The 23950-nt window shown below is 50.5% G+C and carries 23 protein-coding genes; 10 read left to right on the top strand and 13 right to left on the bottom strand.

Features of this window, described 5'->3' with window-relative positions:
- The first annotated feature begins 73 nt into the window (after positions 1–73).
- The 4 genes from cysB (at position 74) to acnA (ending at position 4660) form a co-directional block, all read left to right on the top strand.
- Positions 74–1048: an HTH-type transcriptional regulator CysB gene (gene cysB, locus E6P06_RS16165; protein ID WP_003020610.1), complete on the top strand. Its 975-nt coding sequence runs from the start codon at positions 74–76 to the stop codon at positions 1046–1048.
- A gap of 314 nt (positions 1049–1362) precedes the next feature.
- Positions 1363–1503 (top strand): YmiA family putative membrane protein, encoded by a 141-nt coding sequence (locus E6P06_RS16160; RefSeq protein ID WP_213083937.1) that lies wholly within the window; start codon positions 1363–1365, stop codon positions 1501–1503.
- Between the two features lie 2 nt (positions 1504–1505).
- Complete coding sequence (locus tag E6P06_RS27660; protein WP_008322403.1) at positions 1506–1676, top strand: hypothetical protein; 171 nt, start codon at positions 1506–1508, stop codon at positions 1674–1676.
- A gap of 308 nt (positions 1677–1984) precedes the next feature.
- On the top strand, positions 1985–4660 hold the full coding sequence (acnA, locus tag E6P06_RS16155; RefSeq protein WP_003843985.1) for an aconitate hydratase AcnA: 2676 nt from the start codon (positions 1985–1987) through the stop codon (positions 4658–4660).
- A 49-nt stretch (positions 4661–4709) separates the two neighbouring features.
- Here acnA and ribA read toward each other — a convergent pair whose 3' ends face one another.
- Complete coding sequence (gene ribA / locus E6P06_RS16150; protein ID WP_003020601.1) at positions 4710–5300, bottom strand: GTP cyclohydrolase II; 591 nt, start codon at positions 5298–5300, stop codon at positions 4710–4712.
- A gap of 202 nt (positions 5301–5502) precedes the next feature.
- Here ribA and pgpB point away from each other — a divergent pair, with 202 nt between their 5' ends.
- The 5 genes from pgpB (at position 5503) to yciH (ending at position 9156) form a co-directional block, all read left to right on the top strand.
- Positions 5503–6267, top strand: a complete 765-nt coding sequence (pgpB, locus tag E6P06_RS16145) for a phosphatidylglycerophosphatase B (RefSeq protein WP_003020598.1) — start codon at positions 5503–5505, stop codon at positions 6265–6267.
- Between the two features lie 149 nt (positions 6268–6416).
- Positions 6417–6725 (top strand): LapA family protein, encoded by a 309-nt coding sequence (locus E6P06_RS16140; protein WP_003020595.1) that lies wholly within the window; start codon positions 6417–6419, stop codon positions 6723–6725.
- A gap of 6 nt (positions 6726–6731) precedes the next feature.
- A complete protein-coding gene (gene lapB / locus E6P06_RS16135; RefSeq protein WP_003020592.1) occupies positions 6732–7901 on the top strand; it encodes a lipopolysaccharide assembly protein LapB in 1170 nt (389 codons plus the stop codon).
- A gap of 190 nt (positions 7902–8091) precedes the next feature.
- On the top strand, positions 8092–8829 hold the full coding sequence (gene pyrF / locus E6P06_RS16130; RefSeq protein ID WP_003840720.1) for an orotidine-5'-phosphate decarboxylase: 738 nt from the start codon (positions 8092–8094) through the stop codon (positions 8827–8829).
- Positions 8830–9156, top strand: coding sequence for a stress response translation initiation inhibitor YciH (gene yciH, locus E6P06_RS16125; protein ID WP_003843984.1), 327 nt, complete (start codon positions 8830–8832; stop codon positions 9154–9156).
- A gap of 91 nt (positions 9157–9247) precedes the next feature.
- Here the strand turns inward: yciH and osmB are convergent, their stop codons facing one another.
- The 7 genes from osmB to fabI form a co-directional block, all read right to left on the bottom strand.
- Positions 9248–9466 (bottom strand): osmotically-inducible lipoprotein OsmB, encoded by a 219-nt coding sequence (osmB, locus tag E6P06_RS16120; RefSeq protein WP_003020583.1) that lies wholly within the window; start codon positions 9464–9466, stop codon positions 9248–9250.
- Between the two features lie 268 nt (positions 9467–9734).
- The gene (locus E6P06_RS16115) at positions 9735–10487 is read right to left on the bottom strand and encodes a DNA-binding transcriptional regulator YciT (protein WP_003020580.1); all 753 of its coding nucleotides are present in this window, start codon (positions 10485–10487) and stop codon (positions 9735–9737) included.
- A 95-nt stretch (positions 10488–10582) separates the two neighbouring features.
- A complete protein-coding gene (locus E6P06_RS16110) occupies positions 10583–10765 on the bottom strand; it encodes a hypothetical protein (RefSeq protein ID WP_003020577.1) in 183 nt (60 codons plus the stop codon).
- Between the two features lie 182 nt (positions 10766–10947).
- Complete coding sequence (gene pdeR, locus E6P06_RS16100) at positions 10948–12939, bottom strand: cyclic di-GMP phosphodiesterase (protein ID WP_139935454.1); 1992 nt, start codon at positions 12937–12939, stop codon at positions 10948–10950.
- Positions 12940–13203: 264 nt separating this feature from the next.
- Complete coding sequence (locus E6P06_RS16095; protein ID WP_003840726.1) at positions 13204–15138, bottom strand: exoribonuclease II; 1935 nt, start codon at positions 15136–15138, stop codon at positions 13204–13206.
- An 89-nt stretch (positions 15139–15227) separates the two neighbouring features.
- Positions 15228–16373 (bottom strand): carboxymuconolactone decarboxylase family protein, encoded by a 1146-nt coding sequence (locus E6P06_RS16090; RefSeq protein WP_139935453.1) that lies wholly within the window; start codon positions 16371–16373, stop codon positions 15228–15230.
- Positions 16374–16570: 197 nt separating this feature from the next.
- Positions 16571–17359 (bottom strand): enoyl-ACP reductase FabI, encoded by a 789-nt coding sequence (gene fabI / locus E6P06_RS16085; RefSeq protein WP_003020565.1) that lies wholly within the window; start codon positions 17357–17359, stop codon positions 16571–16573.
- Positions 17360–17801: 442 nt separating this feature from the next.
- Between fabI and E6P06_RS16080 the strand changes: the two genes are divergently transcribed.
- Positions 17802–18491, top strand: a complete 690-nt coding sequence (locus E6P06_RS16080; RefSeq protein ID WP_044700140.1) for an EAL domain-containing protein — start codon at positions 17802–17804, stop codon at positions 18489–18491.
- Between the two features lie 37 nt (positions 18492–18528).
- Here E6P06_RS16080 and sapF read toward each other — a convergent pair whose 3' ends face one another.
- Genes sapF through sapA form a run of 5 tightly spaced genes read right to left on the bottom strand, consistent with a single transcriptional unit; the run spans position 18529 to position 23811 of the window.
- Positions 18529–19335, bottom strand: a complete 807-nt coding sequence (gene sapF, locus E6P06_RS16075) for a peptide ABC transporter ATP-binding protein SapF (protein ID WP_003020558.1) — start codon at positions 19333–19335, stop codon at positions 18529–18531.
- Between the two features lies 1 nt (position 19336).
- Positions 19337–20329 (bottom strand): peptide ABC transporter ATP-binding protein SapD, encoded by a 993-nt coding sequence (gene sapD, locus E6P06_RS16070; protein WP_003020556.1) that lies wholly within the window; start codon positions 20327–20329, stop codon positions 19337–19339.
- Complete coding sequence (sapC, locus tag E6P06_RS16065; RefSeq protein ID WP_003020550.1) at positions 20329–21219, bottom strand: peptide ABC transporter permease SapC; 891 nt, start codon at positions 21217–21219, stop codon at positions 20329–20331. Before sapC ends, sapD begins: the two co-directional genes overlap by 1 nt.
- Positions 21206–22171 (bottom strand): peptide ABC transporter permease SapB, encoded by a 966-nt coding sequence (gene sapB / locus E6P06_RS16060; protein WP_003020545.1) that lies wholly within the window; start codon positions 22169–22171, stop codon positions 21206–21208. Before sapB ends, sapC begins: the two co-directional genes overlap by 14 nt.
- On the bottom strand, positions 22168–23811 hold the full coding sequence (sapA, locus tag E6P06_RS16055) for an ABC transporter substrate-binding protein SapA (protein WP_003843978.1): 1644 nt from the start codon (positions 23809–23811) through the stop codon (positions 22168–22170). The genes sapB and sapA overlap by 4 nt, the downstream gene beginning before the upstream one ends.
- Positions 23812–23950 lie beyond the last annotated feature (139 nt).

The following is a 23950-nucleotide window of genomic DNA, read 5'->3' as shown; positions in this document are numbered from 1 at the left end:
TAAATCGTATTAGCAGCGCCCGCGAGCCTGCACTGAAACGATGATTTGATGGCGCGAATCGGGATGGCATAACATGAAATTACAGCAGCTTCGCTACATTGTTGAGGTGGTGAACCACAACCTTAATGTCTCCTCAACAGCGGAAGGGCTTTATACCTCGCAGCCCGGTATCAGTAAGCAAGTTCGTATGCTGGAAGATGAACTTGGCATCCAGATTTTCGCCCGTAGCGGTAAGCACCTGACGCAGGTTACGCCAGCAGGGCAGGAAGTTATTCGTATTGCGCGAGAAGTTCTGTCGAAGGTGGATGCCATTAAGTCTGTTGCTGGCGAACATACCTGGCCGGACAAAGGCTCGTTATATATCGCCACTACGCATACTCAGGCGCGTTACGCTTTACCGAACGTGATTAAAGGTTTTATTGAGCGCTATCCTCGCGTTTCATTGCATATGCACCAGGGATCGCCGACGCAAATCGCCGAAGCCGTTTCGAAAGGAAATGCAGATTTTGCTATCGCGACGGAAGCTTTGCACCTGTATGACGACCTGGTGATGTTACCTTGCTACCACTGGAACCGCTCGATCGTCGTCACGCCGGATCATCCGTTGGCGGGAAAATCTTCGGTTTCTATTGAGGAACTGGCACAGTATCCGCTGGTGACCTACACGTTTGGTTTTACCGGACGCTCGGAGCTGGACACCGCGTTTAACCGCGCGGGTCTGGAGCCACGTATTGTCTTTACCGCGACCGATGCTGATGTCATTAAAACCTATGTCCGTCTGGGCCTTGGCGTGGGTGTGATTGCCAGTATGGCGGTTGATCCTGTTTCCGATCCTGACCTGGTACGCGTGGATGCTCACGATATCTTCAGCCATAGCACCACCAAAATTGGTTTTCGTCGCAGCACCTTCTTACGCAGTTACATGTATGATTTCATTCAACGTTTCGCGCCGCATCTGACGCGTGATGTGGTGGATACGGCGGTGGCGCTGCGTTCCAACGATGATATTGAAGCCATGTTTAAAGATATTAAATTGCCTGAGAAATAATAACGACTGTAACCTCGTCGGTATCCATAAGCATAAAGCGATACCGACGGGAAACACTGAATTAATTGATAATTTACCGTGGATAAATTAACCATATATAGCTTGTGGAAAAAGTTCTCTAAAGTAGTTTCAAATTAGTCAGCTTGCCAAAAATTCCTTTCAAATATTTATAACCGATCAAACAATCGATTTATTTATCAGGACGAGTCTGAAAATTAACTGGCTTTTTTTCGCCTTTTTTATTAGGATTCCTCCTATCTGATGATTAATTGTACCGATTGTTTGGTGCCTAAATGATAAGTGATTTCGATAGTATGAGGTTAGCGATGCCTTCAGGAAACCAGCCAGCACGCAGGGATCCGGTGATGAAACGTAAAGCCTGGTTCGCCGTATTTCTTGGTTCTGCGATATTCTGGATTATTGTCGCACTCGTGGCCTGGAATGTGTGGGGGTAAGTATGTCCGCACCAGAGCAGCACTCTACCGAAACGCTATCGCCTCATGACCATGAACAAGAGAGCAAAACCGTCGCAGAGAAGGGGCAGAAGGTACCCGAATCCTGGAACCTTTCTCCTGAACAACGGGCGTTTATTGATCTGTTAACTGATGATGATGAACAGAAACAATAATTCGTACGTATTTTATAATAATAACGATTACCTTGTGCCCTTGAATATCGAATCATTTATCCATGTAATCGTCATCAACAACCTAATCAACGTATTATCCATTGCTCTATTGCCTGCTGAATATTCATCCTATTAATCTACACGGCTAGACCTTCCTCCTTACCATCGACCTCAGTTCGCGCTTTTATATCGCCCGCTACTTTTATCATTTTGAGTTGTTATCAAAGCGTTACATTTTGTTTGTGTTATCTTTAATACTAACCCTGAGGAAAATCAGGGGATCCAACCCTGTCATTTAAGGAGGAGCTATGTCGTCGACCCTACGAGAAGCCAGTAAGGACACATTGCAGGTTAAAGATAAAACCTACCGCTACTACAGTTTACCTCTGGCTGCTAAATCACTGGGTGATATCACCCGACTACCCAAATCGCTAAAAGTGTTGCTGGAAAACCTGCTTCGTTGGCAGGATGGTAATTCCGTTACCGAAGATGATATTCATGCTCTCGCACATTGGCTGAAGACCGCCCACGCCGATCGTGAAATTGCCTATCGACCCGCTCGTGTTCTGATGCAGGATTTTACCGGCGTTCCGGCGGTGGTCGATCTTGCCGCCATGCGCGAAGCGGTGAAACGTCTGGGGGGAGATACGGCAAAAGTGAATCCGCTTTCGCCAGTGGACCTTGTCATTGACCACTCGGTAACGGTGGACCGTTTTGGTGATGATGATGCTTTCGAAGAAAACGTTCGCCTGGAAATGGAACGTAACCATGAACGTTATGTGTTCCTGAAATGGGGACAGCAGGCATTTAGTCGCTTCAGCGTTGTACCGCCGGGAACGGGGATTTGCCACCAGGTAAACCTTGAATACCTTGGCAAAGCCGTCTGGAGCGAGTTACAGGACGGTGAGTGGGTGGCTTATCCCGATACGCTGGTCGGTACCGATTCCCATACGACAATGATTAATGGTCTCGGTGTGCTGGGATGGGGCGTTGGAGGCATTGAGGCTGAAGCAGCAATGCTGGGTCAACCGGTCTCTATGCTTATCCCGGATGTCGTAGGCTTTAAACTAGTGGGCAAACTGCGGGAAGGTATCACCGCTACCGACCTGGTTTTAACCGTTACCCAGATGCTGCGTAAGCACGGCGTGGTCGGTAAATTTGTTGAATTCTATGGTGATGGCCTCGACACCTTACCGCTGGCCGATCGGGCAACCATTGCGAACATGTCACCGGAATACGGCGCAACCTGCGGTTTCTTCCCGATCGATGGCATCACTCTTGAATATATGCGTCTGAGTGGACGCAGTGAGGAGCAGGTTGAGTTGGTCAGCGCCTATGCCAAAGCGCAGGGAATGTGGCGTAATCCAGGGGATGAACCCGTATTTACCAGTTCACTGGAGCTGGATATGGGCAGTGTGGAAGCTAGCCTTGCCGGACCGAAGCGCCCGCAGGATCGGGTGGCACTGGCTGATGTTCCGAAAGCGTTTTCGGCGAGCAATGAACTCGAAGTAAATAGCTCGCTGAAAGACCGTCAGCCCGTGGACTACACCATGAGCGGCCAGCAGTATAAGCTGCCGGACGGTGCGGTGGTGATAGCAGCTATAACTTCCTGTACCAACACCTCTAACCCAAGCGTATTAATGGCGGCGGGACTGCTGGCGAAAAAAGCAGTGACACTTGGTCTGAAACGTCAGCCTTGGGTGAAAGCCTCGCTGGCGCCAGGTTCGAAGGTGGTGTCTGATTATCTGGCGCAGGCTGGGTTCACGCCGTACCTTGATGAGCTGGGATTTAACCTTGTAGGTTATGGCTGTACCACCTGTATTGGTAACTCGGGTCCGTTACCCGATCCTATCGAGACAGCCATCAAAAAAGGCGATCTCACCGTTGGCGCCGTACTTTCCGGCAACCGAAACTTTGAGGGGCGTATCCATCCGCTCGTGAAGACCAACTGGTTGGCGTCTCCGCCGCTGGTGGTGGCCTATGCGCTAGCAGGGAATATGAATATCAATCTGACGAAAGATCCGTTAGGCCATGACAAAAAGGGCGATCCCGTTTATCTGAAAGATATCTGGCCGACGGCTCAGGAAATTGCCCGTGCCGTGGAGCAGGTTTCTACCGCCATGTTCCATAAAGAGTACGCTGAAGTCTTTGAAGGCACGCCAGAATGGAAAGCTATCCAGGTTGATCGGGCTGATACCTATGGTTGGCAGTCTGACTCAACTTATATCCGCTTGTCGCCGTTCTTCGATGGTATGCAGGCTACGCCGGATCCGGTCCAGGACATTCATGGTGCGCGTATCCTCGCAATGCTTGGGGATTCCGTCACCACCGACCATATTTCTCCTGCCGGCAGTATCAAGCCGGATAGCCCGGCAGGTCGTTATCTGCAAAGCCACGGCGTTGAGCGTAAAGATTTTAACTCCTATGGTTCACGACGCGGGAATCATGAAGTGATGATGCGCGGTACCTTTGCCAATATTCGTATTCGTAATGAGATGGTACCCGGCGTGGAAGGTGGGATGACGCGTCATTTGCCGGGAACCGAGGTAGTGGCTATCTATGATGCGGCTATGCAATATCAACAGGAGAATATCCCCCTGGCGGTTATTGCCGGGAAAGAGTATGGCTCTGGCTCCAGTCGCGACTGGGCGGCAAAAGGCCCGCGCTTGCTGGGGATTCGCGTGGTTATCGCTGAGTCCTTTGAGCGAATTCACCGTTCTAACCTGATTGGTATGGGGATTTTGCCGCTGGAATTTCCGCAGGGCGTCACGCGCAAAACGCTGGGACTAACAGGTGAGGAAGCGATCGATATTACGGACCTGCAAAACATCAAGCCGGGCGCAACAGTACCGGTGAATATGGTTCGCTCAGATGGACGTAAAGAGGTGATTTTATGCCGCTGCCGTATCGATACCGCGACGGAGCTAACTTACTACCAAAACGATGGTATTCTGCACTACGTGATTCGTAATATGTTGAATTAAAATGTATAAAGCCTGCGAGAGCAGGCTTTTTTATCGGCGGTAACAACCATTACTTGCCCAGCAAATGCCCCATCTTGGCGGCTTTGGTGTCCAGGTAATGTTCATTGTTCGGGTTACGACCCACAATCAGCGGCACGCGTTCAACAATATTGATTCCCGCTTCGGTCAGAATTTCCACTTTTTTCGGGTTATTGGTCAGCAAACGAACTTCGTCCACGCCCAGCAGCTTGAACATATCCGCACACAGCGTGAAATCACGCTCATCTGCCGCAAAGCCCAACTGATGGTTAGCCTCAACGGTATCATAACCCTGGTCCTGCAACGCGTAGGCGCGGATTTTATTGAGCAGGCCGATATTGCGTCCTTCCTGACGATGATAAAGCAGGATACCGCGCCCTTCTTCAGCAATGTGGGTGAGAGCCGCTTCGAGCTGGAAGCCGCAATCGCAACGCAGGCTAAACAATGCATCGCCAGTCAGACATTCGGAGTGGACACGCGCCAGAACAGGCGTTTGACCAGTGATATCGCCAAAAACCAGTGCGACGTGATCGTGTCCGGTTGCCAGTTCTTCAAATCCCACCATCAGGAAATCACCCCAGGGGGTTGGCAGTTTGGCTTCTGCCACACGTTTAAGCTGCATGTAATTCTCCAGATTATGCTGGCACTGTCGTGCCGTCGCCTGTTGGCTTCTTGTTCTGTATTGCACTATTTTGCCATAAGGCAACGATGTTCACCTAATCGCGACAACGGATTCGCCTTTGGAATGGCACAAAAATGTCAATTTTCCCGGCATGCACTTTTTTCAGTTATGATTGTGAGACTTATCGACGAAAGGAGAGGCAATGCTGTCAATTGCAAAGCGCACTGCGGTCGGGGCCGGGCTGCTACTTATTATGCCGGTTGCTGTATGGGTATCGGGCTGGAGCTGGCAGCCGGGACACAACGTTTGGTGGCTAAAATCTCTGTACTGGGTAACGGAAACGGTGACGCAGCCGTGGGGGATTATCACTCATGTTGTGCTCTGCGCATGGTTTCTGTGGTGTCTGCGTTTTCGTCTGAAAGCTGCGGTAATGCTGTTTGCGATCCTGGCCGCGGCAATTTTAGTCGGTCAGGGTGTGAAGTCCTGGGTTAAAGACAGGGTGCAGGAACCTCGGCCCTTTGTCGTATGGCTGGAAAAAACGCACCATATCCCGGTTGATGAGTTCTACACTTTAAAACGTAAAGATCGTGGCAACTTAGTTAAAGAGCAATTGGCCGAACAACAGGATATTCCGACGTTTCTACGTAAGCACTGGCAAAAAGAAACGGGTTTTGCCTTTCCGTCAGGACATACGATGTTTGCTGCCAGTTGGGCTTTACTGGCAGTAGGGCTGTTATGGCCACGCCGACGTACGCTGACGATTGTGTTTTTGCTTATCTGGGCGACAAGTGTTATGGGTAGCCGCTTGCTGTTGGGCATGCACTGGCCGCGTGATTTGGTCGTTGCAACGCTGATTTCATGGCTGCTGGTAACGCTGGCGACCTGGCTCGCGCAGCGAGTATGCGGACCACTTACGCCGCCTGTGCAGGAGGCAAAAGAAATCGCGCAACGCGAGCAAGAAAGCTAGCTATGATTGATTTTTCAAATTTTGCCCTTAAATCAGAAAGCGGAAAGCGCTTTTCCATTTCGCACTCGTTGTGAAAATGGTAATTTAAAGGGCTCAACGCGGTAAGTTGTACACGATTTATTCGCTTAAACCACATAACGGGAAGTAATGTGAAATATTTACTCATTTTCTTACTGGTGTTGGCGATTTTTGTTATTTCGGTGACATTAGGTGCGCAAAACGATCAACAGGTTACGTTTAATTACCTGCTGGCTCAGGGTGAGTATCGTATCTCTACGCTGCTTGCTGTATTGTTTGCCGCAGGTTTTGCGATTGGTTGGTTAATTTGCGGCCTTTTCTGGCTGAAGGTTCGTGTGTCTCTTGCGCGCGCCGAACGTAAAATCAAACGACTGGAAAACCAGCTTACGCCTGCGACCGACGTTGCGGTTTCTGCCGATTCGTCGGTTGTGAAGGAATAATTATTTATGTTGGAGTTGTTGTTTCTGCTTTTACCTGTAGCCGCTGCCTATGGGTGGTATATGGGTCGCAGAAGTGCGCAACAAACCAAGCAGGATGAAGCTAACCGTCTTTCCCGTGACTATGTCGCCGGGGTTAACTTCCTCCTGAGCAACCAACAAGACAAAGCGGTGGATCTGTTCCTCGATATGCTAAAAGAGGATACGGGCACCGTTGAGGCTCATCTCACTCTCGGAAACCTGTTTCGCTCGCGCGGTGAAGTCGATCGCGCAATCCGCATCCATCAAACGTTAATGGAAAGTGCTTCGCTGACCTACGAGCAGCGTTTGTTGGCCGTACAACAGCTGGGGCGCGATTACATGGCCGCAGGTCTGTACGACCGCGCGGAAGACATGTTCAATCAGCTTACCGATGAAACAGATTTTCGCGTCGGTGCATTACAGCAACTGCTGCAAATTTATCAGGCGACCAGCGATTGGCAGAAAGCCATTGATGTCGCAGAACGTCTGGTGAAGCTAGGCAAAGATAAACAGCGTATTGAGATAGCCCACTTCTACTGCGAACTGGCCTTACAGCAGATGGGCAGCGACGATATGGATCGTGCCATGGCGCTGTTGAAAAAAGGGGCTGCGGCAGACAAAAACAGTGCCCGGGTTTCCATCATGATGGGCCGTGTGTACATGGTGAAAGGCGAGTACGCGAAGGCCGTTGAAAGTCTGCAACGCGTGATTTCTCAGGATAAAGAACTGGTCAGCGAAACGCTGGAAATGCTGCAAAGCTGCTACCAGCATCTGGGGAAAACCGATGAGTGGGCAGAGTTTTTACGTCGGGCCGTTGAAGAGAATACTGGCGCCGCCGCCGAGCTGATGCTGGCCGATATTCTTGAAGCGCGTGAGGGGACTGATACCGCTCAGGTTTATATTACCCGCCAACTACAACGCCATCCTACGATGCGCGTTTTCCACAAATTAATGGATTACCATCTTAACGAAGCAGAAGAAGGGCGCGCGAAAGAGAGCCTGATGGTTCTGCGCGATATGGTCGGGGAGCAGGTGCGCAGCAAGCCGCGCTATCGTTGCCAGAAGTGCGGATTTACCGCATATACACTGTACTGGCACTGCCCATCTTGTCGCTCATGGTCAACCATTAAGCCTATTCGCGGACTTGATGGGTTGTAATTTTTAAAAAAATCTTACTTTAGTTACAACATACTAATGATGAGTAACAAAGCCATCCTCAGCCACCGTTGCCAAATTCGCCTGGCAGAAATGGAATCGCGCCTGTTAATTTTCTATTACCGCAGGTAGAATGCACGCCGTTTACCCATTTCGCGCTACTGTCGGCGCCCATCCTCAAGAAGGTCTGGTCATGACGTTTACTGCTTCATCTTCTTCTCGTGCTGTTACTGATTCTCCTGTCGTTGTCGCTCTCGATTATTCCAATCGTGATAAAGCATTAGCTTTTGTCGACAGAATTGATCCTCGTGATTGCCGTTTGAAAGTGGGCAAAGAGATGTTCACGCTTTTTGGACCTCAGTTGGTTCGCGATTTACAACAGCGTGGTTTTGACGTTTTTCTTGATTTGAAATTTCATGATATTCCCAACACTACCGCGCATGCCGTTGCGGCAGCGGCTGAGCTTGGCGTGTGGATGGTTAACGTTCATGCTTCTGGTGGGGCGCGTATGATGACCGCCGCACGTGAAGCCTTATTACCTTTTGGCAAGGACGCACCGCTGCTGATTGCGGTAACGGTTCTGACCAGTATGGAAGCCAGCGACCTCGCCGATCTCGGCGTGACGTTGTCACCTGCAGAGCATGCTGAAAGGCTGGCGCGCTTAACCCAACATTGTGGTTTGGATGGTGTTGTATGCTCCGCGCAGGAAGCGGTGCGATTCAAGCAGGCGTTTGGCCAGGCATTTAAATTGGTTACGCCGGGTATTCGTCCTGAAGGCAGCGAGGCGGGCGATCAGCGTCGCATTATGACGCCGGAACAAGCACAGTCAGCTGGTGTGGATTATATGGTTATTGGTCGTCCGGTCACGCAGTCGGCAGATCCGGCTCAGACGCTGAAGATGATTAATGCCTCACTGAAACGAGGTGCGTAAATGAACGACTCAAACTCTCGCCTGGTCTACTCAACCGACTCCGGGCGCATTGATGAACCAAAAGCTGCTCCTGTGCGCCCACAAGGCGATGGCATTGTTCGTATCCAGCGCCAGACCAGTGGCCGCAAAGGTAAGGGCGTGTGTTTGATTACCGGTATTGATCAAGACGATGCCGAACTGACCAAATTAGCTGCGGAACTGAAGAAAAAATGTGGTTGTGGCGGGGCAGTGAAGGATGGCGTGATTGAGATACAGGGTGATAAACGCGACTTGATTAAATCGCTGCTGGAAGCCAAAGGAATGAAAGTTAAACTGGCTGGCGGTTAATAAAAAAAGCCACGGAATATTTCCGTGGCTTTTTAATAATACAGACCTGAAAAAGTAAACGTATTATTATATCGAGCCGTTCAACCGTAGATTATTTACCCACCTGGTGGCCAATGATACCACCTACTGCAGCACCACCCAGCGTACCCAGCGTGCTGCCGTCAGTCAGGACTGCACCACCTATTGCACCTGCACCAGCACCGATTGCAGTGTTACGATCGCGTTTGGACCAGTTAGAGCAGGCGCTCAGCGACATTGCCAGAGTAATCGCCAGAATGGCAGCGGTCATTTTTTTGCTCGTTACTAACATAATACTTTCTCCTGAATTATTGATTCACGGAATCCAGTGTTCTTTAAGAATAGCGCTAAATTTAGGCTAACGAAGATATTTCCGTGAAACCGTTTAGCGAAGGCATTACAAACACTATCCTGAAGTTGGAGGTTCGTTCCTGTTATATCGCTAACATTAATTTTACGACTTAATCCTGTTAACGACAGGTAAAAAGTCTTAATTGGACTGTCAGATAACTCTCAGAGAGGAGATGATTTGCCAACTGACAAATCATCTGCTGAAGATGTTACGCGTGGGCATCAATGATATTGACGGTTAATCCGGAATGCTCAAGCTGCATTTGTACGCTGGCGCTAAGCCTGGAGTCCGTGACTACGCGGCTGAATCGCTCTAATGGACCCAGCGTGTACGGGTGAATGGCTTCGAATTTTGAGCTGTCAGTAAGCACAATAACTTCTGCACCTTTTTCCAGCACCGCGTTAACCACATCAGAACGCATCATGTCGCGTCCGGTGAAGCCAGTGTCAGCCTGCCAGCCATCAATGCCGATAAAGGCCTTGCTGAAGTGTACCTGCTGGATAAACTGGCGAGTTAAGGGCCCAACCATACTTTCGCTTTTTTTCTGATAGATGCCGCCAAGGAGAATCACTTCGCAGGGGGTTTCTTTCAGCAGATGGGCTATATAGCTGCTGACGGTAATGATGGTGACATCTTTTTGCTCCGCGAGCGTTCTGGCTAAGAGCGCATTGCTGCTGCCGTTTTCAATGAATACGGACTCACCTGGGCTTACCAGCGATGCGGCGAATTCAGCCAGCTCACGCTTCAGCGTAAAATTAGTCATCATGCGCGTTTCCACATCATCGCTGTTCAATGAAACAGCAAAACCGTGCGCACGGCGTAAATAACTCTGTTTTTCCAGTGTGTTCAGATCCTGTCGAATCGTCACTTCTGAGACACCGGTGATTTTTGCCAGTTCGGCAACGCTCATCTGACCTTTATCAGTCACCATCTGCAAAATAGATTGTTGTCGGGAATTCATAATATTAATTTTATTGCGATATCGTATCGGAAATTAAACGGAAACTGCCTCACGTGCAGTTTGCTTATAGCAGCGACATTAAAGGGTTAATGTCATCAGATCTCCCAGGGAGCCTTGTGCTTTTTGGGCAAGGATTCGGCATCTTCTTTGGTCATGTTTAGCAGCTCAGCCTTCAGAATTTCGAGATTATGGATAGCTGAGTGGTAATCACCTGCAACGAGGATATCCAGCACAGTATCAATGCGTTCGGCCAGACGCTGAGCGTCGATATCAGACATGGTTATCATCCTAATGGCAATAGAGTTTGAATTTCATGATGCAGAATTTCATGGCAAAAGAGAAGGGAAAAATAGTATTAACTTCAACGATAGAAGAATATTATATATTCTGTGATTACATGCAGATAGGATCGTTACGTAATGTCCATTTATGGCTATTTTCAACGTTTGATCCCACTGCATTAGCGTGTTTTTTTATTGAGGTGCCGTCGATACCAACGCTCAAACGCGGCGGCTGGCATTGGTTTAGCAAACAAAAAACCCTGACGCTCGTTGACGCCATTTTTGGTTAAAAACGCATCCTCTTTCGCGCTTTCAACACCTTCGGCGATGACCTGCAGGTTGAGTGCCTGTGCGACCGCAACAATGGCACGTACCAGCGACTGCGAAACAGGTTGTTTGTGTACATCCCTGACAAAGGTTTGATCCAGTTTAATTGCATCAAGTGGGAACCGGGCCAGTTGAGACAGTGACGAATAACCGGTACCAAAATCATCCAAATGGATTTGCGCCCCCATCTGGCTAAACTGCTGAATGACGGACAGTGCCAACTGCTCATTTTCAATTAAACTGCTTTCCGTTAACTCGACATCGATGGGGCAATATTCAAAGTCGAGTTCATGAAGCACCTGCTTGAGATCGGTAAATAGCGTCTGATCGGCGAGCTGCCGGGCAGAAACGTTTACCGCCACGCGCAGATTGATTCCCTTTGCGCGCCATTTTGCTATCTGACGCACAACGTCCAGAATAACCCAGCGACCCAGAGGAACGATAAGCCCTGATTCTTCGGCGTAGGAGATAAATTCCAGTGGTGGAATGAGGCCACGTTCCGGAGACTGCCAGCGAACCTGCGCCTCCAGGCTGCGCACTTCGCCTCGCCAGGTTATCTTTGGCTGATAATGGATAACCAGTTGATCGTTTTCCAGCGCCTTGCGCAGATTAGTATCCAGCCACAGATATTCAAATACCCGCTGATTCATTTCCGGAGAGAAAACACAAAACTGTCCACGGCCACCTTCTTTTGCGGTGTACATGGCCGTATCGGCGTTACGAATGACGCTCTCGCAGTCCTGACCATGTTGTGGGGCGAGGGAAATACCAATAGAGCATCCGGTATAGATTTCAATCAGGCCGATGCGAAAAGGTTGACGCAGGCGTGTCAGAATACGCGACGCGGTGGCTTCCAGTGAACCCTGGGATGTTTCGGTGGCAAGGACAATAAACTCATCGCCGCCAAACCGTGCCAGTAACTGGTTTTCGCTAAGGCAACTGAGTATTGCCAGCGATACGCTTTGCAATAGCTGATCGCCAAACATATGCCCGTAGGCATCGTTTACCTTTTTGAAGTTATCCAGATCGAGGTACACAATCCCGACCTGCGTATCGCCCGCGTTCTCAATCGCATTGCTGATCAGATTATGAATAGCGTTGCGATTGGGTAATCCAGTGATCGAGTCAGTATTCGCCAACACCCGCAAACGCTCCTGGGCGCGGCGTTCTTCAGTGATATCGGTCCCGGAACAGATCAGAAATATTTCGTTCTTGCCGCTACCGTTATGCACAAATTTATTACGAAATAAAAACAGACGCTGTCCTTTGCAGGTCTTCACCCAGCGTTCAACTTCATATGAGTTACCTTCGCGAAAAAAGACCTCGATATTGCGTCGTGACGCGGCAGCTTCACGTCGACTCATAAATAATGTGAATACACTTTGGCCAATGACTTCACGTTCTTTGAGTCCGGTATACTCTTCGCACAGTCGATTAAACCGCTGAATGTTGCCCATGCGATCAAGAATGACAATGACTGAGTTGGCTTCAGAAACCACCTGTTCGGCAAAAGAGAGGCCATGAGCCAAGTCACGGGCGACGGAAGGGGTGTCATCCCAGGCGGATGCGCTACCGGCCCATTCACGCTTATTGATTTTTCGGCCGACCAGATGCACGGGAATGTTGTCATCTTCAATCGGTAACGTCATTAATAAACTTGACGTAATTACCGTCATCTCGCGAATGCGTTCGGCTTGTTCCGGGGATAATTCGATGGTCTGATCGGTCTCTGACGTTTCTTCGACAGAGAAATGCAGGATGTTGCAATCCTCTGACAAACGCCAGTAAGGGTTATTAGTGCCAACATAGCTATACAACGTAATCAGCTCCCGGACGTCTTTCATGATGTGTACTATCCCGTTTAAAGCGCATAGAGCCTCAAAAGTATGGGTAGCCATGATTCATTCAGGGTGATTATGGCTGAACGTATTGTTTTTTTTATATATTTATGTGTAATCCAGAATCCGTAAAAAGCAAAGCCAACGGAGCTGAAAAATAGTAAATAAATTTTTTGACTGGATGAAAGAAGTGTAGTGCGCGGTTGAAATTTGGGAGGTAAAAAGAAAACGACCTTTCAAAAATGAGAAAGGTCGCTTGATTTATGCGTGTTACGCGGCTGGACGCGCGATAACGCTGCGGGTTTCCATCCGTACTTCAGCGATAGTTACGTCAATCACATCTGTGACTTTGTAAACCACTTCACCTTTAATTTGCACGGTGCCGCTTTCCTGGCTGCATACCAGTTCATCACGAACGGCGTGCAGGAAGGGAGCAGGAATAAAGGCAACAGCGCCATTATCAACTAAGCGCACGCGCATGCCACCGCGGCTGACGTCAATGATCTCGGCCGCAAAGCGGGTGTCGGTACCGGCTTTATCACTCAGGAAACGGGCGTAAAGCCAGTCACCCACGTCACGCTCAGCCATCCGGTTCAGGCGACGACGTTCTGCCATTTGCACGGTGGTATCATCCTGAGGTCGGGCGATGGTTTCGCCTTTGATGACAGCCTTAAGCAGACGGTGGTTGATCATATCGCCATACTTACGGATTGGGGAAGTCCAGGTGGCATATGCCTCCAGACCCAGCCCAAAGTGTGGACCTGGCTCAATACTTATTTCAGCGTAAGACTGGAAGCGGCGAATTCGGCTGTCGAGGAAGCCTGATGGCTGAGCATCCAGTTCGCGGCGCAGTTTGCAGAAACCTTCCAGAGTCAGGACTTCTTCGGCATCGACGTGCATACCGTGGGTTTTCAGCAGCGCGGCCAGAGCGTCGGCGTTGGCCGGGTCGAATCCCATATGGACGTTATAAATACCGAAGCCCAGCTTGTCGCGAAGCACACGGGCGGCGCAAATATTTGCCGCAATCATGGATTCTTCCACGATACGGTTTGCGATGCGACGTGGTTCAGCGACGATGTCCAGTACTTCACCTTTTTCACCGAGAACGAAACGGTAATCCGGGCGATCTTTAAAGACCAGCGCGTGGTTATGGCGCCACTCTCCTCGGCTCAGACAAATACGATGCAGCAGACGGATCTGTTCCGCAATCGCGTCGTTTTCTGGTTGCCACTCGCCTGTACCTTCCAGCCAGTCGGAAACATTGTCATAGGCCAGCTTCGCTTTTGACTCAATTGTCGCAGCGAAAAAGGTGATGTTGTCTTCAATCGCGCCATCGGCGGTAATGCTCATACGACAAGCTAAAACCGGGCGCACTTCGTTCGCGCGCAGAGAGCAGAGATCGTCAGACAATTCACGTGGCAACATCGGGATATTGAACCCCGGTAAATAATTGGTGAACGCGCGAATTTTTGCCGTTTTATCCAGCTTACTGCCTTCTGCAATCCAGGCTGTTGGGTCGGCAATGGCGACGGTTAATTGTAGCGTGCCGTCAGCTTGTTCTTCAGCATACAGCGCATCGTCCATATCTTCGGTGCTGGCGCTGTCGATGGTGACGAAATTAAGGGCGGTTAAATCTTCACGAACCAGGCCTTCGTCCAGCATTTCGGTTGCTACGCCGTCCGGTGCTTCTTTTTCCAGATTATGGCGTGCCAGTGTGACCCACCACGGGACAAAGTGGTCATCAGCAAAAGTGATAAATTGGGTTAACTCGGCGTAGAAGGTGCGATCGCCTTTCAGCGGGTGACGGCGCATTTCTGCAACTGCCCAGTCGCCTTCTTTAAATTCATGTTCAACGCCACGGGTGGCACGACAAGGAATAGCATCTTTCAGTAACGGATGATCCGGCACGATGGACAGACGATCATTTTTGCCCTGAACTTTACCCACGAAGCGCGTCAGGAAGGGTTCGATCAGTTCTTCCGGCTCTGCAGACTCACGATCTTTTTCTGTATGGATAACCGCAACAATGCGGTCGCCATGCATCACTTTTTTCATCTGCGGCGGTGGAATGAAATAGCTTTTTTGTGCATCGACTTCCAGGAAGCCAAAGCCTTTTTCCGTGGCTTTTACCACCCCTTCAGCACGTGGCGTCTGGGAATGTAGTTGCTGTTTAAGCTGCGCTAGCAGCGGGTTGTCCTGAAGCATAATTGTCTATTTTCGTGGCTAAAAGAGCGGCTGACAGTTTTACGCGATTCTGCCAGTGGCAGCAAGCGCTCTTTCAGTAAGTGGATCGGTTAATCAGTGTCGCCCAGCGCGATTTTCAAGCGATTCAACCATCCGCACAATCCACTCCAGGCTAGCAGGTTGATAGCCTGCTCTGAAGAGATTCCCTGATCGAACAAAGACGTTAACAGTGCGGTGCTAAAGCGGTCGGGCGCCCGGGTCAGCCATTGTACCGCCTGTAGGGTGACGCACTCAACCGGATGTCGTTGTTCCCAACGTTGTAATTCACGTTCATCCAGGCGAAGCAGGGCGATAACGTCGACTAATTCATTTGCTGTATGCGCCTGCTCGTTAAAGCAGGCCACGCTGCCGTTAATTCGTGACGTCACCAGCGCTGCCAGTGAAAATTCCTGTACTGATACAGTGCTGCGCCGGACAGCGGAAATCAGCGTCGTGAGTAAATCTAAAATGACCGGTGAATGTATCAATAATGGCACCAACGCTTGCAGTTCATCGGGATATCCTCTGGCAGAATTCTCAGCATGGGGGGGATATTTTTCGATCGGGAATGGTGCAGCATGCCAGGTTGTCTTTGTGGCGTTAAATAACGAAGCGTGAGCAAATTGCTGAATATCCAGCCCCGGTATTCGGCGTACCGGATGACCAGACCAGGCCTGAAACAGGGCCACGGTTCGGGCCTGAAAACCGACGAAGCCGATGATTTGATTCATCAGAATATTATCGCTGGTGGTCAGTCCGACCGCTTCCAGATGCTGACGGTCGCGTTCGCCTATCACGGCAGGAGAGCTGGCAAGTTGGCGAGCATATTGGGTGATTTGTGCCAGTCGATGGTTACTTTCCCGCGAGGAGTCCGGACCGGGAAGCGGTGTTAAACGCGCGGCATAGTGATTACATAATCGCTGCACACCATACACCTGAGCGACGGTCAGGGCTGTACTCATTCGTTCATAGGCACTGAACGTATGCATCTGATTCAGGTTTACATGAGCCGGGAAGAGCGTCTGGGCAAGTTTACGGGCAGGGGTTAACCAGGATTGAAAGGGCGAAAGAGCGTCATCAGGTAATGCCAGATCCAGTAAAAAACTGTCGTCGACATGAGCGGCTTCCGGGACCAGCGGCAGAACATCTTGCGGATACATGCTGGATTGCGTCTCATGATACCAGTGGCTTTTGCCTTCAATTCGGCGTTGTTCCATGGGCGTTCCTTGGTCTAAAAGTGGCGACCCGGACTCGTCGTCATACTACTACGCCGGATCGTTTGCGCTGCAATATCCTGACGTAAGCAGATGAGGGGATGAAAGATTGTTACGTGATAATAAATATCAGAAAGGCATATGTGGTAGCTGAGAGGAGTGTCATGGGCGGCGCAAGACCGCCCATCGAGGTCTTAGGATTATTTAAGTTCCAGCTCGTTCATTGCGGCGATGCTGAAGCCACCGTCAACGTGTACGACTTCACCAGAGATACCGGCAGAGAGATCGGAGCACAGAAATGCTGCGGAGTTACCCACATCTTCAATGGTAACGGTGCGGCGAATCGGTGTAACCGCTTCACAGTGCGCCAGCATTTTACGGAAATCTTTAATGCCAGAAGCGGCGAGTGTACGGATTGGACCTGCGGAAATGGCATTCACACGCACGCCTTCAGGTCCCATCGCATTAGCCATATAACGGACGTTCGCTTCCAGGGAGGCTTTCGCCAGGCCCATGACGTTATAGTTAGGGATTGCACGCTCTGCGCCCAGATAGGACAACGTCAGTAGCGCAGAACCAGGGTTTAGCATGGAACGACATGCTTTTGCCATCGCAACAAAGCTGTAAGCGCTAATGTCATGCGCAATTTTAAATCCTTCGCGGGTAACTGCATTCACATAATCGCCATCCAGTTGGTCAGCAGGTGCGAAGCCGATTGAGTGTACGAAACCGTCGAATTTCGGCCAGGTTTTGCTCAGTTCAGCAAACATGGCGTCAATGCTGGCATCTTCAGCCACATCACACTGCAAAACAATGTTGGAGCCTAATTGCGCTGCAAATTCTTCCACACGACCTTTCAGCTTGTCGTTCTGGTAGGTGAACGCCAGTTCAGCACCTTCGCGATGCATCGCCTGAGCGATTCCCCATGCGATAGACAATTTACTGGCAAGGCCTGTCACCAGAATACGCTTACCTGATAAAAAACCCATGGCTTTAATCCTTTTTGTTAACACTTATCTTTTACCAATCAATGAATTATGATTGACGCGTTAAGCTCACTCGAAATTGGTCTGAAATTATATCCCACGCCTTTTCCCTGAGGAATGGTTATCAACCTCACGTGACCAGTCACTTCATTGCATGTGGGGAGTATATCATTCCCCTCCGGTTATGCTTCGTTCAGGCATTTAACGTCGGTGAATCAGAGAAAATGCAAGGTTTCAAAGGCATTGAAATGGTATTATTTCATTGCTAGCTGATGTTAATAAACATAGCAAGGTAGGAACTTTCTTAAAACAAAAAATATGACAATATTCAGCTTGTTATGATATATTGTTTTTATCGATCAATATCGACACATTGATCGATATTATTGATTGATTGTGATTAGAAGTGCATTATCATGACGTTATGATCAATTGGAGTGGTCTTATGCACTATCATTTCATCGCGGAAACGATGAGAGACACAACAGATAAATTACTGGGCGTAGAGATCAACGCCCGGTTTACTTCAGATACGGTTCAACCGTTGCATCCAGATTTCATCATTTCAGCGTGGGATAGCGAACAAAAGCGTAATTTCATGCTCGAGCAAATTCGATTAATTGCCGAAAAGCGTGACTGGTTTGAGCGCAACAACCTTATTTGTACCCTGAAACTCATTGACGAAATGGCGCTGTTGGCGATTGGTGATCCAGCCATCAAGTCGGCCTTACAGGCACTACCATTTATTGCGCTGGAACTTTCAGAACGTTTTTTGACGAATACCGTGTGCCTGAATAGTCTGTTGATTAATTCACTTCGCGGCGGCCCAAACGCATTGTGGTTAGGCGATCTTGGCTCCGGCAGCGTAGGGGCCAGCCCGCTGGTTTGCGGTCATTTTGACGTTGTTAAACTGGATCGCGGTTTCTTCCTGGAACAGGTAGAAAAACCGATGTTCCCGGTGCTGATCAAAAATATCAGGGAATATTGCAACCGTGTTGTAGTGAAGGGAGTCGAAACAGCACAACTTGTCGACGAGGCCAGTGCTGCAGGTGTCTGGGCAATGCAGGGTGCCCTTTACCCGTCAGTCACGTTTACCGAAGTTGATACGCTGCTCTTACCTACGTTGTGTCACTGATGGCAGAATGCCCCCCGGTTAAGGGGGCATTCGTTTGTTAGCGATCTTTCCGCCAGGCGTCGGCGGTAAGCGCTTCGCCGAAATGACCTGCAATCAGGCGACGGGTAAGTTCATGCAACGGGGAGGCCAGAACGTCCGCTGTACTGCCGCGCTCAACAACTTCGCCCTGATGCATGACTAATACCTGGTCGCTGATGTGCTTCATCATGCCAATATGCTGAGTCACATAGATATATGAAATCCCCTGTTTTTCCTGTAATTCCAGCATCAGATTGATGAGCTGCGAACGCATCGACATGTCCAGAGAAGCCAGGGCTTCGTCGGCGATAATGACTTTGGGTCGTAAAATGAGTGCACGGGCAAGGCCCAGACGCTGTTTTTGCCCCGGCGCTAACATATGCGGGTAATAGCTTACGTGATCCGGCAGCAGTCCGACCATGCGCATGGTCTCCACGATCTGTTTACGACGCTGCTCAGGCTCGAGGTCGGTATTCAGTCGTAGCGGAAAATCGAGGATCTGCGAGATACGTTGCCGAGGATTAAGCGATGTTGACGGATCCTGGAAAATCATACGGATCCGCTGACTACGAAATGAATAATCACCATATTTTAACGGATGATCGTCAATCAGCAGCTCACCGCTGGTAGGTTCAATCATACCCGCTAACATTTTTGCCAGCGTAGATTTCCCTGAACCGTTTTCACCAATGACGGCGAGCGTCTGACGTTCGCGCAGGGTGAAACTCAGGGGCTTGACGGCCTCAACGGTCTGGCGGCGAAATAAACCTGTCCGGTAGCGAAAGGTTTTGCTCAGATTACGAACTTCGAGCAGGGTTTCTACCATCTCACTCTCTCTCCATGTTCAGCGGGAAATGACAGGCGTAGAGATGATTCTTTGCTCCGGTCAGTCTTGGGGTTTCAATACATTCGCGTTGTGCATAAGGGCAGCGCGGCCCCAGACGACAGCCGATGGGTAATTGTTCCAGCAATGGAATTGCTCCTGGCATGGTATTCAGGCGGCTTTTGTGCGGCATTGCGCTACCAAAATCAGGAATAGCGCGAATCAACGCTTGAGTATAAGGATGATGCGGAATGGTCACCAAATCTTTACTTGGCGCGGTTTCCACCGTTTGTCCGCAGTACATCACGTTGATTTTGTCAGCCCACTGGCTGAGCATTTGCAGGTCATGGCTTATCAACAAAATGGTGGTATTGCTGTTTTGATTCAGACGGGTTAGCAGACGGAAAATTTGCGCCTGGGTGGTTGGCTCCATCGCGTTCGTCGGCTCATCGGCAATCAGCAAACGCGGCTGATTCGCCAATGCGATAGCGATCATGACCTTCTGGCATTCGCCGTCGGTTAGCTCATATGGGAAGCTGCGCATGGCATCTTTATGGTCTTTTATCCCGACGCGGTGTAAGAGTTCAATCGCACGGCGTTTGCGCCAGCCAATGCGCTGCCACCAGCGGCCCTTGTAAGTCCAGGCGGGAATATTTTGCATTAGCTGCCGTCCGATCCGCTCGGACGGATCGAGACATGACTGTGGCTCCTGAAAAATCATGGAGACGTTATGGCCGACCAGTTTGCGTCGTTCACGCGCGGAAAGACGTAGCAGATCGATATCATCAAAACGCATACGGTCTGCGGTTACGCGCCAGTTATCTTTAGCGACGCCGCAAATGGCCTTAGCGATCAGACTTTTGCCGGAACCAGACTCGCCGACCAGCCCGCGGATTTCACCCTCGTTGAGGGTCATGCTGACGCGATCAACTGCCTTAACCCAGTCGTCACCGGTTCTGAATTCAATCGTCAGGTTGCGGATATCCAGTAATGGCATTATTCCACCCCCGCAATAATTGCGCGGCGCACGCCGTCACCCAGTAGGTTAACAAGCAGCACGCTTATCATAATCGCTGCGCCTGGCAGCATGACCGTCCACGGAGCGACATAAATCAGCTCCAGCGCGTCGCCGAGCATGGCCCCCCATTCCGGGGATGGCAGCTGTGCGCCAAGGTCGAGAAAACCCAGCGCGGCGATATCCAGAATCGCCATCGACAGTGCGCGGGTGATTTCAGTAATCAGACCGGCGGTAATATTGGGCAGAACGGCAAACCACAGAATATTCAGTGTGGTTGCACCATCCAGGCGAGCGGCAATGACGTATTCTTTCTCCAGCTCGTCATGCACCATGCTGTAAACGGAACGCACCATGCGCGGTAGCAAAGCCAGCCAGACGGCAAACATGGCGTGTGTCAGATGCGGTCCGGCAAAGGCCACCACAATAATCGCCAGCAGCAGAGAAGGGATCGACAGCAGGGTGTCCAGAATGTGGTTCAGCACTGCGGAGCGCAAGCCGTGCGTCGCACCGGCAACTACGCCCAATACAAGGCCACACAGTGTGGCGGCAAGAGTGACGACAAACGCGCCTCCAACGGTCGGGGCCGCGCCGCTGAGCAGACGACTTAAAACGTCTCGTCCCAGATCGTCAGTTCCGAGGAAGAAAGAGACTTCGCCATAGCGTGACCATGACGGCGGTAAAAGCTGATAGCCGAGAAATTGCTGATCGATGCCGTAAGGGGCAAACCAACCACCAAAAATACACAAAACAGCCAATCCCGCGCAGCCGTACAGGCCGATCATCGCAGTTGCATCACCATAGAAATTGCGCCATGCGGTGCGCAACGTACCTGGCGGGCGTTTTTCGCTATAGACGCTATCGTAAGGCATACCATTCCTTATGTTTCAGAGGGTTAGCCATAGCACCCAAAATATCAGAGATAACGTTGACGATGATAACCAGTGAGCCAATAACCATAACGCCTGCTGAAATCGCCGCGTAATCCTGCTGGCGAATCGCGTTAATCAACCAACGGCCAAGACCAGGCCAGCTAAAGACCATCTCGGTGATCATCGCCAGCGTCAGCATGGTGGAAAACTGTAAGCCCAGACGCGGGATCACCGGCGGGAGGGCGTTGTGCAGAACGTGACGGCGCAGAATCGTTAAGCGTGACAAACCGCGTGTGGCCGCCGCTTTGACGTAGTTCTGATCAAAGACCTCAATGGTGCTGATACGCATCAGGCGGATGACTTCGGTGGTGGGCGCAACGGAGAGCGTTAGCACCGGGAGCACCATATGACGGATAGCGCTGACCAGCATTTCATCGCGCCAGGGTGAGTCGGAGATCCACGCATCAATAATGGCAAAACCGGTAACGGGTTTCACCTCGTAGAGAAGATCAAAACGCCCGGAAACGGGTAACCAGCCGAGGGTCAGTGAGAAGAGCAATGTCAGCAGCAGAGCCAGCCAAAAAACGGGGATAGAAAACCCCATCAGAGCCAATGCGCTGATGCAACGATCCTGCCATTTGTTGCGCGTGATGCCTGCCAGCATACCAACGGGGATCCCGACCATTAGTGCAAAACCAAAGGCAAGAATGCACAGTTCCATTGTGGCCGGGAACACCTCTTTCAGCTGTTCTGAGATCAACTGACCATTGATACTGGATACGCCGAAATCCCAGTGAATGAGACCATTGAACCAGAATACCCAAGCGTTCCACAACGATGCGCCCTGTAACGGCGCATGAGGTGTGAAGTAGCTCAGGCTGAATCCAATAAAGGTCAGAAAGAACAGGGTGACCAGCAGCAACAAAAATCGACGCAGGGTGAAGATAATCATGGTTTTTTCACCTCATCTTTCTTTTCCCGGGACACCCCGGCAAAAGAGGAATTGCCGAACGGACTGAGCACCAGCCCTTTGATGTCGTAGCGGTAAGCCTGTAGACGCAGTGAAGAGGCCAGCGGCAGGATCGGTAACTCTTGCGCTAGAATATTTTGCGCTTCGTCATAGGCATCTATTCGCGATGAAAGCTGCTGCGAAGAGAGGGCTTTGCGCAGAATGCTGTCAAACTGCGGATTACACCAGTGGGCAAAGTTGGTCTGCGAATTGATGGCGGCACAGCTGAGCAACGGCCGGAAAAAACTGTCAGGATCGTTACTGTCCGTCGCCCAGCCGGATAACGTCAGATCATGGTTCATATCCATTAATCTTGCCTCCTGAAAACGGCCTTCTACCGGGATGATCTTCACTTTCACACCCACCTGAGCCATATCTGCCTGAATCAGCTCTGCGGTTTTCAGCGGACTGGGGTTCCAGGCCTGAGAGCTGGTAGGAACCCAAAGTTGTAACGTCAGATTCTCCAGCCCCAGCGCTTTTAGCTGCTCGCGCGATTTTGCCGGGTTGTACTCTGTAATTTTAGCTTCGTTATCATAAGCCCACGAGGCGCGAGGCAAAATAGATGCCGCGGTCTCTGCCGTCCCGTAGTAGATAGACTGCATTAACCGTTGGTTGTTGATCGCTAGCGCCAGCGCATGCCGCGCTGCAGGGTTATTCAACGGCGGTTTATTGGTGTTGAACGCCAGGTAGGCAATGTTCATCCCCGGGCGCAGCGTCAGACGCAGGCGAGGGTCATCACGCAATATGCTGAGCTGGCTGGCGGCAGGCCAGGCTAAAACGTCACATTCGCCGGTCAGTAACTTTGATAACCGTCCGGTTCCGCCAGAACCGAGGTCCACTACCACCTGCGGCATCAGAGGAGTACCACGCCAGAATTTTTCATGCCGCTGCAACCGAATATATTGGCCGGCACGATTCTCCGAAAGTTGGTACGGTCCTGTGCCGACAGGTTGTCTGTCGAGCAGTTCCTGACGATCCTGTTTTGCCAGGTTAGCCGCATATTCCGCCGACATTACGGAGGCATAGTGTGTGGCAAGATGCCACATAAAGGAGGCATCAGGTTGAGTTAAGCGGAATTCAACGGTGTTGTTGTCCAGTTTGCGCACACTTTGGACGTTATCGGCGAACTGCAGGCTGTCGAAGTAGGGGAAATTGCTGCCGTTCACATTGTGCCATGGATGGTGGCGATCAAAGATGCGCTCGAAGGTAAACACCACATCGTCTGCATTCAGTTTGCGGGTGGGAGTGAACCAGGCGGTCTTTTGAAACTGTACGTCACGACGCAGATGGAAGCGGTAGGTTGCGCCGTTATCCAGCACCTCCCAGCTTTCAGCCAGCTCAGGCACCAGTCGATAGGTGTAGGGATCTACATCAAGCAGTCGGTCATACAATTGGGCCGCTAACGTGTCGACGATGAGACCACTGCTCGTTTTTTGCGGGTTGAACGTATTGACCTGCCCGCTGACGCAATAGACAAACCCACTGTCACGGATATCAGCGTGCGAAGCTTGCTCAGGCGCAGCAGCAGCCTGACCACTCAGAAATCCAGCCATCACGATCAGAGATGATAAAACCAGGCGCATAATTTTAATGGATTATATAAAGAGGCTATCTTACTAATACTTAATGACATTTGCCATTACCGTTTGTTTTTGGGAGCAACAGGTTCGATAAGCGCGAGTTCAACACCGCGTCATGGTCAAAATTCATACCTGCTATCCA

It is taken from the genome of Citrobacter sp. CF971 (assembly GCF_006385635.1).
GTDB classification, from domain to species: Bacteria; Pseudomonadota; Gammaproteobacteria; order Enterobacterales; family Enterobacteriaceae; genus Citrobacter; species Citrobacter freundii.
The sequence above is the reverse complement of the archived record's forward strand: the minus strand, read 5'-3'. Positions and strand labels throughout refer to the sequence as shown.

What these genes read in the sequence shown, in the direction of transcription:
- E6P06_RS16115 (WP_003020580.1), bottom strand. Translation starts at nt 10,487, where the DNA reads ATGAATTCCCGACAACAATCTATTTTGCAGATGGTGACTGATAAAGGT.
- sapB (WP_003020545.1), bottom strand. Translation starts at nt 22,171, where the DNA reads ATGATTATCTTCACCCTGCGTCGATTTTTGTTGCTGCTGGTCACCCTG.
- E6P06_RS16090 (WP_139935453.1), bottom strand. Translation starts at nt 16,373, where the DNA reads ATGGAACAACGCCGAATTGAAGGCAAAAGCCACTGGTATCATGAGACG.
- sapF (WP_003020558.1), bottom strand. Translation starts at nt 19,335, where the DNA reads ATGGTAGAAACCCTGCTCGAAGTTCGTAATCTGAGCAAAACCTTTCGC.
- lapB (WP_003020592.1), top strand. Translation starts at nt 6,732, where the DNA reads ATGTTGGAGTTGTTGTTTCTGCTTTTACCTGTAGCCGCTGCCTATGGG.
- pyrF (WP_003840720.1), top strand. Translation starts at nt 8,092, where the DNA reads ATGACGTTTACTGCTTCATCTTCTTCTCGTGCTGTTACTGATTCTCCT.
- osmB (WP_003020583.1), bottom strand. Translation starts at nt 9,466, where the DNA reads ATGTTAGTAACGAGCAAAAAAATGACCGCTGCCATTCTGGCGATTACT.
- E6P06_RS16095 (WP_003840726.1), bottom strand. Translation starts at nt 15,138, where the DNA reads ATGCTTCAGGACAACCCGCTGCTAGCGCAGCTTAAACAGCAACTACAT.
- sapC (WP_003020550.1), bottom strand. Translation starts at nt 21,219, where the DNA reads ATGCCTTACGATAGCGTCTATAGCGAAAAACGCCCGCCAGGTACGTTG.
- sapD (WP_003020556.1), bottom strand. Translation starts at nt 20,329, where the DNA reads ATGCCATTACTGGATATCCGCAACCTGACGATTGAATTCAGAACCGGT.
- yciH (WP_003843984.1), top strand. Translation starts at nt 8,830, where the DNA reads ATGAACGACTCAAACTCTCGCCTGGTCTACTCAACCGACTCCGGGCGC.
- cysB (WP_003020610.1), top strand. Translation starts at nt 74, where the DNA reads ATGAAATTACAGCAGCTTCGCTACATTGTTGAGGTGGTGAACCACAAC.
- sapA (WP_003843978.1), bottom strand. Translation starts at nt 23,811, where the DNA reads ATGCGCCTGGTTTTATCATCTCTGATCGTGATGGCTGGATTTCTGAGT.
- acnA (WP_003843985.1), top strand. Translation starts at nt 1,985, where the DNA reads ATGTCGTCGACCCTACGAGAAGCCAGTAAGGACACATTGCAGGTTAAA.
- pgpB (WP_003020598.1), top strand. Translation starts at nt 5,503, where the DNA reads ATGCTGTCAATTGCAAAGCGCACTGCGGTCGGGGCCGGGCTGCTACTT.
- E6P06_RS27660 (WP_008322403.1), top strand. Translation starts at nt 1,506, where the DNA reads ATGTCCGCACCAGAGCAGCACTCTACCGAAACGCTATCGCCTCATGAC.
- E6P06_RS16080 (WP_044700140.1), top strand. Translation starts at nt 17,802, where the DNA reads ATGCACTATCATTTCATCGCGGAAACGATGAGAGACACAACAGATAAA.
- ribA (WP_003020601.1), bottom strand. Translation starts at nt 5,300, where the DNA reads ATGCAGCTTAAACGTGTGGCAGAAGCCAAACTGCCAACCCCCTGGGGT.
- E6P06_RS16160 (WP_213083937.1), top strand. Translation starts at nt 1,363, where the DNA reads ATGAGGTTAGCGATGCCTTCAGGAAACCAGCCAGCACGCAGGGATCCG.
- E6P06_RS16110 (WP_003020577.1), bottom strand. Translation starts at nt 10,765, where the DNA reads ATGTCTGATATCGACGCTCAGCGTCTGGCCGAACGCATTGATACTGTG.
- fabI (WP_003020565.1), bottom strand. Translation starts at nt 17,359, where the DNA reads ATGGGTTTTTTATCAGGTAAGCGTATTCTGGTGACAGGCCTTGCCAGT.
- pdeR (WP_139935454.1), bottom strand. Translation starts at nt 12,939, where the DNA reads ATGAAAGACGTCCGGGAGCTGATTACGTTGTATAGCTATGTTGGCACT.